This window comes from Stutzerimonas stutzeri (genome assembly GCF_000590475.1).
GTDB classification, from domain to species: domain Bacteria; phylum Pseudomonadota; class Gammaproteobacteria; order Pseudomonadales; family Pseudomonadaceae; genus Stutzerimonas; species Stutzerimonas stutzeri_D.
In genome coordinates, this window is record NZ_CP007441.1 from 3197736 (window position 1) to 3214668 (window position 16933).

The following is a 16933-nucleotide window of genomic DNA, read 5'->3' on the forward strand; positions in this document are numbered from 1 at the left end:
TAAAGCCAGTGTCGGGCGTTTTCGTATGACTTCAGCTGTTCCTATTGGGAGCCTGTCGTGACTCGTTCCGTATCGCAATCGAGAAATGCATGGCCTGAAATCGCCATCCGTACTGCGCTCGCCATCCTAGGCGGCTACGCCTTCACCTACGCATTCACTGCGGCCCTGGCGCAGGTGTTGCCGTTGGATAAGGTCGATGCGCTGGCGATCTCTTCTCTGCTGTCTTTCGTGATCTATCTGGCCTTCATTCTCTGGGCCTTTGCCGCAGCTTCACTTAAGCGCGTGCTCGTTGGCGTGTGCATGGCGTTGCCACTGGCAGCCATCGGCTTCTGGCCTCAGCTGTTGGGAGCACTGAAATGAAAGGCACCCTGACGCAATCCATGTCCTGGCTCCATACCTGGTGCGGGCTGCTGCTCGGCTGGGTGCTGTTTGCCATTTTCCTGACCGGCACCCTCGCGGTGTTCGACAAGGAGATCAATTGGTGGATGCAGCCCGAACTCGCCGACCACAGTCCATCGCCTGCGGCGGCTGCCAACCTGGCCCAGCGCTGGCTGATGGAGAAACACCCTGACGAATCGAACTGGAACATCAGCCTGCCGACCGATCGCTCTCCGGACCTGAGCGTATCCGTCGGCGAGCGACGTCGCGGCGCTGGCAGCACGCAGCTGGACCCGCAGACGAGCGAGATCGTCGAACCGAGGGAAACCGTCGGTGGCAACTTCTTCTTCCGTTTCCACTACACCCTGCACATGCCGAGAACGATTGGCGTCTGGGCAGTCGGTGTCGCCGCCATGGCCATGCTGGTGGCGTTGATCAGCGGGATCATCATCCACAAGAAGATCTTCAAGGAATTCTTCACCTTCCGCCCCGCCAAGGGGCAGCGCTCCTGGCTCGATGGGCACAACGCCAGCGCCGTTCTGCTGCTGCCGTTTCATCTGATGATTACCTATACCGGGCTCGCGATCTTTTTCCTCGTCTACATGCCGGCAGCCGTTGATGCGCTGTATGACGGTGACCGTCAGGCCTATTTCCGCGACGCACAGCCAGCCCGCGCAGCGGAGCAAGGTCAGCGCGAACAGCAGGCGGCGCAAGGCGAACAGGCCGCACGCAACGAGCAGAACCCCCGCGGAAATCAGGCGGCACGTGGCGAGCAGGCGCCACGTGAAGCGCAGACCGGACGCGGTGAGACCGCCCGGGGCGAAGGCCGCGCAAGAACCGCTGCGGCACCGGCAGCACCTCTGATCGCGCTGGGCGAAATCGTCAGCCGAGCGGAAGCTCATTACGGTGAGGGCATGATCGGCGGTCTGGCCGTGAGCAACCCGGGCAGGGCCAATGCCCAGGTCACGGCGCGCCCTGTGCTGGGCAACCGAATCGAGCTGACCAAAGGTGAAGGCATCGTCTTCAATGGCGTCACCGGGGAACTGATCAAGACCCCGGAGCCCTCAGGCGCCAGCCAGCTGACTCAACGGGTGATGGCCGGCCTGCATTTCGCGCAGTTCGGCGGCTATCCGATGCGCTGGTTGTACTTTATCTGCGGCATGGTCAGCTGCGGCATGATCGCGACCGGGCTGGTCCTCTATACCGTCAAGCAACGCAAGCAAAGCAAGGCCAACCCGCATTTCCTGAGGGTCGTCGAAAGCCTGAACGTAGCCGTGGTCGCCGGGCTTTCCCTCGCCTGTATCGCACTGCTGTGGGGCAATCGGCTGCTACCGGCCGCGCTGGAAGGCCGTCAGGACTGGGAACTGCGGGTGTTCTTCGGCATCTGGGCGTTGAGCTGGTTACACGGTTGGGTCCGCAAGCCATTGCGCGCGTGGCGAGAGCAGATCTTCGCCTCGGCAGTACTGGCGCTCGGCCTGCCGCTGCTGGACCTGATGACCGGAAACCTGACCGCCGACAGCATGCGCCTGTCGCTGATCGCAAGCATGGTGGTGACTGGCCTGCTGCTCGTCTGGACAGCCTGGAAGATTCCTAAAGCCGTCGCCGCCCGAAAGGCGCGGTCTGCCCCTCTCAACCGCCCCGTCACCGGAGCCTCTTCATGAACGGTTCAGCGCTACTCGCCAGTCTCGTGCTGGCCTACGCCGGCATGCTGGGTTTCTGTCTCGGGAAAGAGCGCCACTGGAAACAGCTGGTCAGCCCGCGCATGCCTGCGCAACTCCGTCGCCTCTGCGTTCCGGCCGGCAGCCTTCTGCTCGGCTTCGCCGTGTATGTGGCAGGACAGGTCTGGCCCGGCGGCATGGCAATAGTCGCCTGGTTCGGCCTGATCTCGCTGACCGGCTTCGCCTTGCTCATGCTGATCCCCTATGCGCCACGCCTGGTGGTGAACCTGCCCCTGGCCGGCGGGCTGATCTGGGCGGCAACTGCGCTAGCCTGAAGATCGCGGCGAGTCGGCGCCCGGCCACGCTCCGACAATAGCGCCTCCATTGCTGTATCGTGGAGCAATTGCTGCGACAGCATCCTTCCTGCAAGTGGTGGGGCCCAGATGCCCCGCCGCTTGAATGGCTCGCCGATTCTTGATCCTGTGTCCACCCGCTCAGCGGGCTGGCTCATGCCCGAGGCCGTACGGCGATTTGGTAGAAACCGGCAACCGGTTTCCAGTTGTTCCGAAAGCTTGCCGCCGTGGTTCCTTTAACAGGAGCCGGCGCTTTCACGCCTGTTCCATGCAGATCCGCTGGCCGGACAGGCGCTCATGAATTCGATTTTACGTAACATCCTCGGACGCCCCGGGCCGTCTCCCCTATGGAGCGGGCGCGCGCCCGTTCGCGAAGAGCTGTTCGGCACCGAGCGGCTCGAACTGCATGCCCGCAGCCTTGCCACCGCCCAACCCGTCACGTCCCGCCCACCAGCCGTGCTGCCGCTGCAGGCGCGTCTGAACGATAACGCCGTCGTGCTACTGGCCGCCTACCGCGCCAGCGCAACCGAGCTGGAACAGGGGCGCAGCGTGGTACCGGCTGCCGAATGGCTGCTGGACAATTATCACCTGGTCGAAGCGCAAATCCGCGAGATCCGCGACGACCTGCCGCCGGGGTTCTACCGGCAGTTGCCGAAACTGGCCGAAGGCCCCTTCGCTGGATATCCCCGCGTGTTCGGCATGGCCTGGGCCTTTGTTGCCCACACCGACAGCCACTTCGACCCCGAGACGCTGCGACGCTTTATCAACGCCTATCAACAGGTGCAGCCGCTGACAATTGGCGAGCTCTGGGCTGTCGCCATTACGTTGCGCATCGTGCTGATCGAAAACCTGCGCCGGCTGAGCGACCAGATCACCGCTGGCCGCGAAACCCGGGCAGCCGCTGACGCAATGGCCAGCCGCCTGCTGTCAGCCACCTCGGCGAAGAAAGCGCTGGACGATGAAATCGCCTTGCGTGGCGACGCGCCACTATCGGAAGTCTTCGCTGCGGAGCTGGCCAAGCGCCTGCGCGACCAGGACCCTCGCACCACACCTTCCCTGGAGTGGCTAGAGGAGCAACTGGGACGGCAGGACACCTCCATCGATCAGGTGGTGCAACACGCCCAGCAGCGTCAGGGTGCCTCGAACGTCAGCGTGCGTAACGTCATCACCAGCATGCGGCTCATCTCGGATATTGACTGGACCGAGATGTTCGAAAGCATCAGCCTGGTGGATGAGCGACTGCGTGCCGAAAGCGCCTTTGCCACCATGGATTTCCCCACGCGCAACCTCTACCGCAGTGCCATCGAGCAGCTGGCGCGGGGCTCTGCCGCCACTGAACTGGAAATCGCCGGCGCAGCACTTGCCGCGGCAGCTTCAGCGCCAACTACCGACCTGACGCAAGACGAGCGAGTGGGCGACCCGGGCTATCACCTGATCGGTGAAGGCCGCCTCGCGCTGGAGCGCGCCATCGGCTTCAGCCCACCCCTGGGCCTGCGTCTGAGCCGCTTTCATGTGCAGCTGGGCATCGTCGGCTATGTGGGCGCCATCCTCCTGCTCACGACACTGCTGCTCACGCTCGGATTACAAGCTCTGGGCGGAGCCGGCGTAGGCGCGGGCTGGCTTGCGCTGCTGGCGCTTATCGCCTTCCTGCCCATAACCGATCTGGCCACGACGATTGTCAACCGCTTGGTGAACTGGCGTTTTGGCGCCATGGCGCTGCCCGGCCTGGACCTTACCAGTGGCGTGCCGGAGTCGCTGCGCACCCTCGTCGCCGTACCGACGCTGCTGACCAATGAAGCCGACCTGCTGGAGCAGATCGAACGGATCGAGGTGCATCACCTTGCCGGGGCAGGTGGCGACCTGACCTATGCCCTGCTGACCGACGGGCTGGACGCGGACCAGGAAATCCTCGATGGCGATGCGCACCTGCTGGATGTCGCGGTCGGTGCCATCGCCCGACTCAACCAGCGTTACGGCCCGGCCCCTGGCGGCAGCCGATTCCTCATTCTGCATCGGCGCCGTCAGTACAACCCCAGCGAGGGTCGCTGGATGGGTTGGGAACGCAAACGCGGCAAGTTGCATGAGCTGAATCAGCTATTGCGCGGTGCCATCGACACCAGCTACATGCCGCTGCCGGGATGCACCCAGCGTGTACCAACCGATGTGCGTTATGTCATCACGCTGGATGCCGACACTCGCCTGCCCCGCGATACTGCCATGCGTCTGATCGGCAAGATGGCACATCCGCTGAACCGGCCGCGATTCAGCGTGCCCGAACAGCGCGTGGTCAACGGCTACGCGATTCTCCAGCCGCGAGTCACACCTTCCCTGCCAGTGGGGCGCGAAGGTTCGTTCTATCAGCGCGTGTTCTCCAGCCCGGGCGGCATGGACCCCTATGCGGCGGCCGTCTCGGACGTCTATCAGGATCTATTCGGCGAAGGCTCCTACACCGGCAAAGGCATCTACGACATCGACGCTTTCGAGGCCGCCCTGGCCGGCCGCGTGCCGGAAAACACCATGCTCAGCCATGACCTGTTCGAAGGTGTATTCGCCCGCGCGGGCCTGGCGACGGACGTCGAGGTGGTGGAGGAATTTCCCTCACGCTACGACGTATCGGGCAAGCGCCAGCACCGCTGGACCCGAGGCGACTGGCAGTTGCTGCCTTGGATATTCGGCCCACGCAACGGCGCCCAGGCATTGCCGATCATTGGCCGCTTCAAGATGCTGGATAACCTGCGCCGCTCGCTGATGGCCCCGCTGAGCCTGTTGGCCCTTCTGTTGTGCTGGCTGCTGCCGCAGCCCGCGGCGCTGGTTGGCACCCTGCTGGTGCTGGCGTCGATGGCCGTCCCCGGCCTGCTGCCGCTTTGCTTCGCGCTCCTGCCGAGTCGCAGCGGTATCAGTGCACAGAGCCATCTGCACCGCCTGCTGGGCGAGCTGCGTATGGCGGGTTCGCAAACTCTGCTGAACCTGATCTTCCTGCCTGACCAGGCCTGGCGAATGGTCGACGCCATTGTGCGCACGCTGTCGCGGCTGTACCGGACCCGCCGGAACCTGCTGGAATGGACCACTGCCGCACAGTCGGCCATCAGCCCGAGACTGACCCTGAGCGGCTTCTATCGCAGCATGGCAGGCGGCACCGCGCTCGGCCTGGCCACTACGGTTGTGGCGCTGTCGCTCGCACCGACATCCTGGCCATTGGTGGTGCCTTTCGCCCTGCTCTGGCTGGGTGCACCCGCCATCGCCCTGTGGGCCAGCCGCTCGCCCAGGATCGCCCGCAACCAGAAACTCGCCGAACCGGATGCCGAAGAACTGCGTCTGGTTGCACGACGCACCTGGCGGTTCTTCGAAACTTTCGTCACGCCCGCCGACAACATGCTGCCACCGGACAATTTCCAGGAAGACCCCAAGCCGGTCATCGCGCGGCGCACCTCGCCCACCAATATGGGCCTGTACCTGCTCTCCTCGGTTGCCGCCCGCGACTTCGGCTGGGCCGGCACGCTGCAGACGCTCGATCGTCTGGAAGCGACGCTGGACAGCATGAGCCGCCTGCAGCGTCATCGTGGCCACTTCTTCAACTGGTACGCCACCGAGGACATGCGCGCGCTCGAGCCGGCCTACGTGTCGGCCGTGGACAGCGGCAATCTCGCCGGCCATTTGATCGCCACCGCCAACGCCTGTGAAGAATGGCTCGACGCACCTCTGGCGCCCAATGCCCGACCGGGCTTGCAGGACACCTTGCGCCTGATCCGCCAGACCGTCACAGACCTGCCCGCAGCCAATGGCGAACGGGGCCGACCACTGATGGACCTGCTCGATGAAATCGGCACGCAACTGGCCGATCCCAAGGCACTCGACACCCTTTCCGCGACGCTCCGCCAGTTGACGGAAAAAGCCGCTCGATTGGCGCAGGAAATCTGCCCGGCAAGTTCGGATAACGGCTCGGAAGACCTTCACTTCTGGCTCGGTTCACTCGGCCAGACCCTGGCCGAGCATGGCCGGGACCGACAGCAGTCAGGCGAATCGCTGACGCAAATGCAGGCCCGCCTGCACCGTCTCGCCGCTTCGGTACGACAAATGGCGATGGATATGGACTTCGCCTTTCTGCTCGACCCCGAGCGCAAGCTGCTGTCGATTGGCTACGGGCTCAGCGACAACAGCCTTGACCCGAGCTGCTATGACCTGCTGGCGTCCGAGGCGCGGCTGGCCAGCCTGTTCGCCATCGCCAAGGGCGACGTGACTACCCGCCACTGGTTCCGCCTCGGCCGCACGGCGACCCCGCTGGGCAACGCCTCAGCCTTGATTTCCTGGTCGGGCTCGATGTTCGAATACCTGATGCCGTCACTGGTCATGCGCGCGCCGGCCGGCAGTCTGCTGGAGCAGACCAACCGCCTGGTAGTGCAGCGCCAGCAGGAATATGCCAACGGACGCAACGCGCCCTGGGGCGTCTCGGAATCGGCTTACAACGCCCGCGACATGGAATTCACCTATCAATACTCCAACTTCGGCGTGCCCGGCCTGGGCCTCAAGCGCGGGCTGGCGGAAAACCTGGTGATCGCACCCTACGCCACAGGCTTGGCGACCATGATCGACGCTCCCGGTGCGCAAGCCAACTTCCGCCGGATGGAAGGAATGGGTGCACTGGGGCGCTACGGCTTTTTCGAGGCGCTGGACTTCACCCCGGCCCGTATCCCGGACGGCCAGTCATTCGTGATCGTGCGCAACTACATGGCGCACCATCAGGGCATGACCATCGTCGCCATCGCCAATACGCTGCAGACCGGCCTGATGCGGGCACGCTTCCACCGAGAACCGATAATCCAGGCCTGCGAGCTGTTGCTGCAGGAACGCATGCCGCGCGATGTCGCTATTGCCCATCCGCGTGCCGAGGAAGTGAAGACCCGCGCTGCCGAAGGCGGCAGTGATCCCCAGTCGCTGCGCCGGCTCAAGGGCTCGGCCGCTGGGGTCGCACCTATCACCCATCTGCTCAGCAATGGCCGCTATGCCGTAATGCTTACGGCCGCTGGCTCGGGCTACAGCCGCTGGCGCGACATTGCGGTCAGCCGCTGGCGCGAAGACGTCAGCCGTGACAACTACGGCTCGTTCGTCTTCCTGCGCGATACCGCGGACGGCCGTGTCTGGCCGGCCTGCGGTCAGCCGCTGGGCAGCACCGCCCTCAGCCACGAAGTGATTTTCGGGGAGGATCATGCCGAATTCATTCGCCACGATCCGGACCTGACCACCACGCTGGACGTCCTGGTGTCCGGTGAGGACGACAGTGAAGTGCGCCGCGTCTCGCTCGCCAACAGCGGACGCGATGCGCGGGAAATCGAGCTGACCTCCTACAGCGAAGTGGTGCTCACCACGCCGTCCACTGATAACGCACACCCGGCGTTCGCCAAGCTGTTCGTAGTCACCGGCTACCTGCCGGAATATGGCGCCTTGACGGCCACCCGTCGCCTGCGCAGCCAGGGTGAAAACCCGGTTTGGGCCGCGCACTTTGCGGTGGTAGAGGGCGAGATCGTGGCCGATCCGCAGTACGAAACCGATCGGGCTCGTTTCATCGGCCAACGCCCGAGCGTCGCGGAGGCGGCGGTCGTCGCCGAAGGGGCAGCGCTGTCGAACAGCGTCGGAACGGTGCTCGACCCGATCTTCTCGCTCAAGTACCGGATCAGGGTGGCGCCGGGCAAGGTCGCTCGCGTGGCTTTCTGGACACTGGTGGCCGGCTCGCGGGACGAACTGCTGAGCCTGATCGAGAAGCATCATGACCGCAGCGCCTATGACCGCGCCAAGACCCTGGCCTGGACCCAGGCTCAGGTGCAGCTGCGCCACCTGGACATCAAGCCGGCCGAAGCCGCTGACTTTCAGCGACTGGCGGCACCGATCCTTTACGCCGACCCCCATTTTCGCGCGCCATCGACCGCGATCATCCAGGGCGCCGGCGCCCAGTCCGGCCTATGGCCGCACGCGATTTCGGGTGACCTGCCCATCGTCCTGCTGCGCATCGATGACATCCAGGACATCGCCCAGGTACGCCAGCTGCTACGTGCCCACGAATACTGGCGAATGAAGCGCCTGGCGGTGGATCTGGTGATTCTCAATGAGCACGCCAGCTCCTACCTGCAGGATTTGCAGATCGCCATCGAAACCGCCGTTCGCAGCAGCCAGTCGCGTCCGCGTTTCGGTGCCGAGCTCGCCCAGGGTTCGGTGTACATGCTGCGTGCCGATCTGCTGAGCACCGAGGCGCGCGCCCTGCTGCGCAGCGTCGCTCGCGTGTCGCTGATCGCCCGCCGCGGGCCGATCGCCAACCAGCTGGCCAATCAGCTGAGTCCTGCCGAGCCACTGGCCAAGCCGTTCCTGGCGGCGCAACCGAGCAGTCTCATACCGGTATCCTCCGCGTCTGATTTGGCCCGAGAACTGGCGCAGAACCTGGAATTCTTCAACGGGCTGGGCGGCTTCGACAAGGACGGTCGCGAATACGTGACGCTGCTCGAACCAGGCCGCAATACGCCGGCGCCCTGGATCAACGTGATCGCCAATCCGCGCTTTGGCTTTCAAGTCTCGACACAGGGCAGCGGTTACACCTGGGCGGAAAACAGCCGGGAAAACCAGCTGACGCCCTGGTCCAACGATCCGGTCACCGATCCATGCGGCGAAGCCTTCTACGTCCGCGACGAGGAAAGCGGCGCGCTGTTCACGCCTACCGCCCAGCCGATCCGCGACAACGGCCTCTATGTTGCGCGCCACGGCCATGGCTACAGCCGCTTCGAACACCAGACACAAGGGATCGGCCTGGACCTGCTGCAATACGTGGCCCTTGGCGATCCGATCAAGATTTCTCGCCTGACGCTGCGCAACCTGTCATCGGTACCACGCCGGTTGTCTGTTACCAGCTTCAACGAATGGGTACTCGGCACCTCGCGAGGTGCTTCGACACCCTTCATTATCACCCAGCGTGACGACAGCACTGGCCTGCTGACGGCCCGCAACCCCTGGAGCAGCGCCTTTCCAGGACGCGTGTCCTTTGCCGACCTCGGCGGGCGGCAAACCGCCTGGACGGCCGATCGGCGTGAATTCCTCGGCCGCAACAGTGGCCCGGCAACACCGGCCGCGTTGCTGGGCGCTACACAGCTGTCCGGCACAATCGGCGCTGGCATGGACCCGTGCGCTGCGCTGCAGTGCATCGTCGAGTTGGCGCCTGGAGAGAGCATCGAAGTTGTCGCCTTCCTCGGCCAGTGCGCCTCGCCCGATGAAGCGCTCGCGCTGGTCGAGCGTTATCGCCAGATCGATCTGGACGCCGTGCTACAGGAAGTCACGGAGCACTGGCGCACCGCGCTGGGCTCGGTGCAGGTAAAAACGCCGGACCGTGCGATGGACATCATGCTCAACGGCTGGCTGCTCTATCAGACCCTCGCCTGCCGCATCTGGGCGCGCTCGGCCTTTTATCAGGCCAGTGGCGCCTACGGCTTCCGCGACCAGTTGCAGGACGGCATGGCGCTGACCTTTTCCCAACCCGAGGCGACCCGCAGCCACATCCTGCGCGCCGCCAGTCGCCAGTTTCCCGAGGGCGACGTTCAGCACTGGTGGTTGCCGCATTCCGGTCAGGGCGTCCGTACGCGCATCTCCGATGACCGCGTCTGGCTATCCTTCGCCACCGCGACCTACATCCAGGTTTCCGGTGACGCCGCGATCCTCGACGAACCGGTCACCTTTCTCGAAGGCCCGTTGCTCAAGCCCGGCGAGCACGATGCGTTCTACCAGCCAATGGTGGCTGCAGACACCGCCTCGCTGTTCGAACATTGCGCCCGCGGGCTCGATCAGTGTCTCGAGCTGACCGGCGAGCTGGGTTTTCCGCTGATTGGCGGTGGCGATTGGAACGACGGCATGAACCGCGTCGGCGAAGACGGTAAAGGCGAGAGCGTCTGGCTCGGCTGGTTGCTGCTGCGCACCATCGAGCTCTTTGCGCCGCTGGCGGACAGTCGAGGCAACATTGACGACGCTCAACGGGCCGAACGCTGGCGCGAACATGCTCAGGCGCTTACCGCAGCTCTTGAAGAAAAGGCCTGGGATGGCGAATGGTATCGCCGCGCAACCTTCGACGACGGCACCTGGCTCGGTTCGAAGGACAGTGACGAGTGCCGCATCGACTCCATTGCCCAGTCCTGGGCCGTGCTCTCCGGCGCAGCCGACCCGAGCCGCGGACGGCGGGCCATGACCTCGGTGCAGCAACACCTGATCCGCGAAGACGACGCCCTGGCCCTGCTGTTCATTCCTCCGTTCGACAAGACGCAGAAGGAGCCCGGCTACATCAAGGGATACCCGGCAGGGCTGCGGGAGAATGGCGGGCAGTACAGCCACGCCGCGATGTGGGCGATGTTCGCCTTTGCCAAGCTCGGCGACGGCAATGCGGCGTGCAGGATGTTCACCCTGTTGAACCCCATCAACCATGCGCGCACTTCCGAGCAGAGCCAGCGCTATAAGGTCGAGCCCTACGTGGTGGCCGCGGATGTCTACGGCGTCGCGCCCCATAACGGTCGCGGCGGCTGGACGTGGTACACCGGCGCAGCCGGATGGATGTACCGCGCCGGCGTCGAAGGTATTCTCGGGATTCGTCGTGAAGGTGACTGGCTGTACGTCGATCCTTGCATCAGCAGCGATTGGCCGGCGTTCGAAGCCAGCATCACGCTGGGTGAAACGCACTACAGCATCCGCGTGGAAAATCCCGACCAGGCCAATCGCGACATCAAGCATGCGCAACTGGACGACGCCCCCCATGATTGCCACCAGGGCCAGGTCCGACTGGCATTGGACGGACGGACTCATCGGGTGCTGCTGACCTTGTAACCGGCAACCGCTCCGGCCTTAAAGCGTTGACTGTACAAATATGCAAGGCTTTTGATCCGACATGGGTAGCGGCTCTGATCGGCGACAGATACGACGCGCTGTCCTGCGAAACGCCCACCGGGCCCTTGGGCCTGCAAACTTTCTGTTGATAAAGTCACCTAACCTGTTCACCCAGCCAATCGCTGCACCGGAGCGACTGGCGCATCCCTGTTCTGGAGGATTCGATGGACGATCGCGTCAAAGCCGTATTCGACACTTATCATGCACATCTGCTGAAAGAGCGTGAACAACGCCAGGCTGGACAGGCTGCGAACGCCGATTGGCGCACCCACGCGTTTCTCGCGGTCGGCCCGAATACCGGGCAGCTGATCAATACGCTGGTCCGCAGCCTGGATGCGCCTACTATCCTCGAGCTGGGCACTTCCTTCGGCTACTCGACGCTCTGGCTCGCCGAGGCAGCGCAAGCCAGCGGGGGTCGTGTCGTGACCATGGAGCTGCATCAGCACAAGTCCGACTTCGCTCGCGACATGGCCGAACAAGCGGGCCTGGCCAGCGTCATCGATTTCAAGGTGGGCGATGCGCTGGAACTGATCGACGCCATGCCAGAGCGCATCGACTTCGTATTACTCGATCTCTGGAAGGATTTGTACGTGCCTTGCCTCGAGCGTTTCTATCCGAAACTCAATCCCGGCGCGACCATCGTCGCCGACAACATGATCCGCCCAGGCGGCGAGCAAGCCGCCAAATACCGCGCCGCCATCGCGCAAACGCCGGGGCTGAGCAGCGTGCTGCTGCCGGTGGGTACAGGTTTGGAGGTCAGCCGCCTCGATAGCTGAACGGCGACGCTTGCAGTGTGTCATTTGCGAAACGCGATCCGAAAAACCTGCCCGATGGTATGCAGCGAAGCGGTGATGCGCCAACGCTGGACTATACCCACCACAACCCCGTACGACGCGGGTAGCGTGGATCTCGCTGAACATTGGCGCTATTCGAGCGCACGCAACTATGCAAGCCAGCCAGGTCTGCTCGATATCACGCATTGGACGCGAGTCTGCACCAGGTGACGCAGAGCGTCACGGCTGGCGTTCCCATGCTCCCGCGTGGGAACGCCACCCAGGACGCTCCAGCGTCCAGTTACGAGTTCAAGGAAGAGCTCGTGGGTCGAAACCGTTGCGTCATCGCTGAAGGCTGACAAGCCCGGCGAGCAGCGAGGCCAAACAGCGCTGCTGATTACCAGTTGTAGCTCACTTTCGCAGTAATCTCGCGGCCGGGGTTGTAGTAATCCGCAGTGGCCGAGCCGACCACATGCTGTTCGTCCAGGAGATTGCTAACGTTGACCGCTAGGTCGGTGCCTCTGGCAATCCGGTAGTTGAAAGCGGCATCGAACAGCGTGGCCGCGTCGCTCTCGGAGGTATTTTCAGCGTCAAAGTAGTAGGCGCTGGTGTAACGTGCGCCCAGGCCAACGCTCATCTCCGTACCTGGCAAGGTGTAGTAGCCCCAGAGCGACGCCGTATGGTTCGGTGCAACACTGAACTCGTTTCCTTTGATGGACGTGCCACTGCTGAGAGTTCCGCGTGTCACTTCGGATTCCATGTAGGAATAGCCCCCGATTAGACTCAGGTTGGCGGTCAACTCTGTTTTGGCTTCCAGATCAAGACCGCGCACACGCGATTCGCCGACTGTTTCGCGCTCAATGGTGCCATTGGGCTGAACGACGGCAATGCTCACGTCCTCCTGGTTGAGGTCGTAGATGGCTGCTGAATACAGCGAACTCGTGCCAGCGGGCGCGTACTTCACGCCGACCTCATACTGCTTGCCGTGCTCAGGGTTGACACCTATATCAGGCGGTGCAACAGATTCCACCATGCTGACATAGGTGGAGATCTCGTCGGTGACCTTGTAGGTCAGCGAGCCGCGAAGGGAGGTTTCCGAGAAGTCGGAGGTGGCGGTGGCCCCAGTGATGTCCGTTTCGGACAAATCCAGACGATCGTTGCGCACACCTGCGGTGACGATGAACCGGTCGATGGAGAAATTCTGCTGCACGAAAGCCGATTTGGTCTTGAAGTCGCGGTCATAGCGAGCGTAGACGTTCAGGCTAGTCGGCGCACCGCTGTAAACCGGATTGGCGAGGTCAATCGAAGCAGCGTCACCGTAGAAAGACGACTCTTCAGTCGATGCATCACGGTACTCGACGCCCACCAAGGTGCTGCTGTCGATGCGCTCGAAACGAGCATCGTATTGCAGCATCACGTTACCGATGAATTCCTGAGCTTCGCTGTCGGTGCCGAAGTAATCGCGATCTACCACTGTGCCGGTCCGGGCGGCGGAGTCGGTGATGTAGACGTAGCCGAAGTCGTCGGTCGACTCGCTGTAACGCAGGTTGCTGCGCAACGTGAAGCCATTGTCGAAGTCGTGAGTGACGGTGCCTGTCACGTTACTGCGCTCGACATTCTGGTAGTTGAAGCTGGGCTCACCGTAGAAGTCGCTGCGGTCGTACTCGCGATCGAGCGGGTAGCCACCGCTGTTGGGCGTGCTGTCACGGTTCAGGTAATCAACGATGACGGTTGCCGAAGTGAATGCCGTCGGCTCCCAGGTCAGGCCGCCCATCACGAACTCGTCGTCATCCTCGGAGTTGTCGTATTCGCGCTCGCTGTCCTGGAACTTACCAGTGAGGCGATATGCGAGGGTTTCCTCCGAGTTAAGGGCGTCACCAACATCAATGCCCGCTTCCTTGTGATCGAAGGAGCCGTAGGTCACGAAGCCTTGGCCGAAGCGTTCGAAGCGCGGCTGCTTGCTCACGAAGTTGACCGAGCCGCCTGGGTCTGCGGGGCCGAACAGCGTGGAGTTGGCTCCGCGGAGCACTTCGACGCGCTCAAAGGCGAAAGGCTCTTCGCGAATACCGCGCATCGAGCCCAGGGTCAGTCCGTCACGGTAGGTCGTGGCGTCAAACCCGCGAATTTTAAAGTAGTCGTTGCGGTCATCGGTCCCGTAGAAGTCGGTGAGAACGCCGGGGGTGTATTGCAGAACCTCTTCGGTCGTGCTGGCACTGCGTTGTTCGATTTCCTTCTCGGTCACCACTGATACCGAGGCCGGTGTGTCGAGGATGCTGGTGGCCACTTTACCGCCGACCCACAGTTCCTGGGCAACGACCGTGCTTGCGTCGTCTCCTGCAGATGCGCTGGCGTTGACGATGATGGGAGCAAGCCGATACGCCTCTTTGTCCGCTTTTGTGCTCGTCTCCTGTGCGTTGCCGCTCATGGGGAGGCCAACCAGCGGAGCGCAACACAAGAAGGCAGTGGTGGTACGTCGCCACGGTGTCTGTGCTTTCCCAAGTCCGGCTTTGCTACCAGTCATTCTTCAGGTCCTCGTCGGTGTGTGTGTTTGCTAAAAAGGCGGGTTATGAAATTTGTTACAAAATCTCCAAGCAGCGGATAGTAATCAATCGCCAATGAGATATGTAATCATTTACAAAAGAACTTTTGAATGACGCTCGCCTTCGCACAGGGACAGAACGGACCCCGACACCACCTGAACACCGTATCTCGGCATAAGCTCGCATTGATCGACTAGCCTGGATCGTCCGCAGGCGCGATTTCTCCACATGCCCAGCGGCCACCCTCAAACCGCACGCAAGCCATTACAATGCGCGACTTTCGACTCGCACCCGGTCCGCGCTCATGTCCCTACCCCAGCACCAACTCGAACTGCTCAGCCCTGCGCGTGATGTTTCCATCGCCAAGGAAGCCATCCTGCATGGCGCCGATGCGGTGTACATCGGCGGGCCGAGTTTCGGTGCGCGGCACAACGCCGAGAACAGCGTGGCGGACATTGCCGAGCTGGTGACCTTTGCGCATCTGTTCCATGCGCGGGTCTTCGTCACCATCAACACCATCCTCCATGACGACGAGCTAGAGCCTGCGCGCGCGCTGATTTGGCAGCTGTATGAGATCGGTGTGGATGCGCTGATCGTCCAGGACATGGGCGTGATGGAAATGGACATTCCGCCGATCGAGCTGCACGCCAGCACCCAGACCGACATCCGCACCCTGGAGCGCGCCAAGTTTCTCGACAAGGCCGGTTTTTCGCAGCTGGTGCTGGCCCGCGAACTGAACCTGCAGGAAATCCGCGCGATCAGCGATGCTACCGATGCAGCCATCGAGTTCTTCATTCACGGCGCCCTCTGCGTGGCGTTCTCCGGCCAGTGCAACATCTCCCATGCGCAAAACGGCCGCAGCGCCAACCGCGGTGACTGCTCCCAGGCCTGCCGCCTGCCCTACACGCTCAAGGACGACCAGGGCCGCGTCGTCGCTTTCGACAAGCACCTGTTGTCGATGAAAGACAACAACCAGAGCGCCAACCTGCGCGCGCTGGTGGATGCAGGCGTACGCTCGTTCAAGATCGAAGGACGTTACAAGGATGTGAGCTACGTGAAGAACATCACCGCTTACTACCGCCAGCGCCTGGACGAGATTCTCGAAGACCGCACCGACCTGACCCGCGCTTCCAGCGGTCGGACCGATCACTTCTTCGTGCCGGACCCGGACAAGACCTTCCACCGCGGCAGCACCGACTACTTCGTCACCGACCGCAAGATCGACATCGGCGCCTTCGATTCGCCGACCTTCACCGGTCTGGCCGTGGGCGAAGTGCTCAAGGTCGGCAAGCACGACCTCACCGTGCAGACCCGCGAGCCACTGTCCAACGGTGACGGTCTGAACGTGCTGGTCAAACGCGAGGTGGTGGGTTTTCGCGCCAGCGTGGTCGAGCCGCTGGGACAGACCGAAGAGGATGGCCAGTCGCTCATGCAGTACCGCGTCGAGCCTAACGAGATGCCGGCGGCCCTGCGCCAGCTGCGTCCGAACCATCCGCTGAACCGCAACCTGGATCACAACTGGCAGAACGCACTGCTGAAGACCTCTGCCGAGCGCCGCGTTGGGGTCCGCTGGTTGGCCAAACTGCAGGCAGACGAGCTTGAGCTGCATGTCACTAGCGAGGAAGGCGCCTACGCTACTGTCTCGCTGGCCGGCCCCTTCGGCGAAGCCAAGAAGCCTGAACAAGTACCCGCCCAGATCGCAGACCTGCTGAGCCAGCTGGGCACAACCATCTACCACGCCGAAGAAGTAGACGTCGACGCGCCCCAGGCGTTCTTCATCCCCAACTCGCAACTCAAGGCCCTGCGCCGCGAGGCCATCGAAGCACTCACCGAGGCCCGCGAAGCCATCCGTCCGCTGGGCAGCCGCAAGGCTGTCAGTGTGCCGCCGCCGGTGTATCCCGAGTCGCACCTGACCTTCCTCGCCAACGTCTACAACGAAAAGGCGCGCACCTTCTACCAGCGTTACGGTGTCGAGCTGATCGATGCGGCCTTCGAGGCCCACGAAGAGACCGGCGAAGTGCCGGTGATGATCACCAAGCACTGCCTGCGATTCTCCTTCAACTTGTGCCCGAAGCAGGCCAAGGGCGTGACGGGCGTACGCACCAAGGTCGCCCCGATGCAGCTTGTACACGGCGACGAGGTGCTGACCCTGAAGTTCGACTGCAAGCCTTGCGAGATGCACGTGATCGGCAAGATCAAGGGCAACATCCTCAATCTGCCGCAGCCAGGCAGCGCCAACAGCGTGGTCGGCCACATCACGCCGGCCGACCTGATGAAGACCATCCGTAGCAAGCCGGCACGCTGACACTGCCGCTCCGACTCACAAGGAA

Annotated in this window: 7 protein-coding genes; 6 read left to right on the forward strand and 1 reads right to left on the reverse strand. The window is 63.0% G+C overall.

The window, feature by feature from the left end; all coding sequences use genetic code 11:
* Positions 1 to 57 precede the first annotated feature (57 nt).
* The 5 genes from CH92_RS14540 (at position 58) to CH92_RS14560 (ending at position 12066) form a co-directional block, all read left to right on the forward strand.
* Positions 58 to 360, forward strand: coding sequence for a hypothetical protein (locus CH92_RS14540; protein WP_025242499.1), 303 nt, complete (start codon positions 58 to 60; stop codon positions 358 to 360).
* Complete coding sequence (locus CH92_RS14545; protein ID WP_025242500.1) at positions 357 to 2039, forward strand: PepSY-associated TM helix domain-containing protein; 1683 nt, start codon at positions 357 to 359, stop codon at positions 2037 to 2039. Before CH92_RS14540 ends, CH92_RS14545 begins: the two co-directional genes overlap by 4 nt.
* On the forward strand, positions 2036 to 2371 hold the full coding sequence (locus CH92_RS14550; protein ID WP_025242501.1) for a DUF3325 domain-containing protein: 336 nt from the start codon (positions 2036 to 2038) through the stop codon (positions 2369 to 2371). The genes CH92_RS14545 and CH92_RS14550 overlap by 4 nt, the downstream gene beginning before the upstream one ends.
* A gap of 315 nt (positions 2372 to 2686) precedes the next feature.
* Positions 2687 to 11230, forward strand: a complete 8544-nt coding sequence (locus tag CH92_RS14555; RefSeq protein ID WP_025242502.1) for a GH36-type glycosyl hydrolase domain-containing protein — start codon at positions 2687 to 2689, stop codon at positions 11228 to 11230.
* A gap of 224 nt (positions 11231 to 11454) precedes the next feature.
* Complete coding sequence (locus tag CH92_RS14560) at positions 11455 to 12066, forward strand: O-methyltransferase (protein ID WP_025242503.1); 612 nt, start codon at positions 11455 to 11457, stop codon at positions 12064 to 12066.
* Positions 12067 to 12460: 394 nt separating this feature from the next.
* Here CH92_RS14560 and CH92_RS14565 read toward each other — a convergent pair whose 3' ends face one another.
* On the reverse strand, positions 12461 to 14488 hold the full coding sequence (locus CH92_RS14565; protein WP_235206156.1) for a TonB-dependent siderophore receptor: 2028 nt from the start codon (positions 14486 to 14488) through the stop codon (positions 12461 to 12463).
* A gap of 419 nt (positions 14489 to 14907) precedes the next feature.
* Between CH92_RS14565 and CH92_RS14570 the strand changes: the two genes are divergently transcribed.
* On the forward strand, positions 14908 to 16908 hold the full coding sequence (locus CH92_RS14570) for a peptidase U32 family protein (protein ID WP_025242505.1): 2001 nt from the start codon (positions 14908 to 14910) through the stop codon (positions 16906 to 16908).
* Positions 16909 to 16933 lie beyond the last annotated feature (25 nt).

Excerpts from the sequence above, each read along its gene's own strand:
- CH92_RS14545 (WP_025242500.1), top strand. The coding sequence starts at position 357 with ATGAAAGGCACCCTGACGCAATCCATGTCCTGGCTCCATACCTGGTGC.
- CH92_RS14550 (WP_025242501.1), top strand. The coding sequence starts at position 2,036 with ATGAACGGTTCAGCGCTACTCGCCAGTCTCGTGCTGGCCTACGCCGGC.
- CH92_RS14555 (WP_025242502.1), top strand. The coding sequence starts at position 2,687 with ATGAATTCGATTTTACGTAACATCCTCGGACGCCCCGGGCCGTCTCCC.
- CH92_RS14560 (WP_025242503.1), top strand. The coding sequence starts at position 11,455 with ATGGACGATCGCGTCAAAGCCGTATTCGACACTTATCATGCACATCTG.
- CH92_RS14565 (WP_235206156.1), bottom strand. The coding sequence starts at position 14,488 with ATGAGCGGCAACGCACAGGAGACGAGCACAAAAGCGGACAAAGAGGCG.
- CH92_RS14570 (WP_025242505.1), top strand. The coding sequence starts at position 14,908 with ATGTCCCTACCCCAGCACCAACTCGAACTGCTCAGCCCTGCGCGTGAT.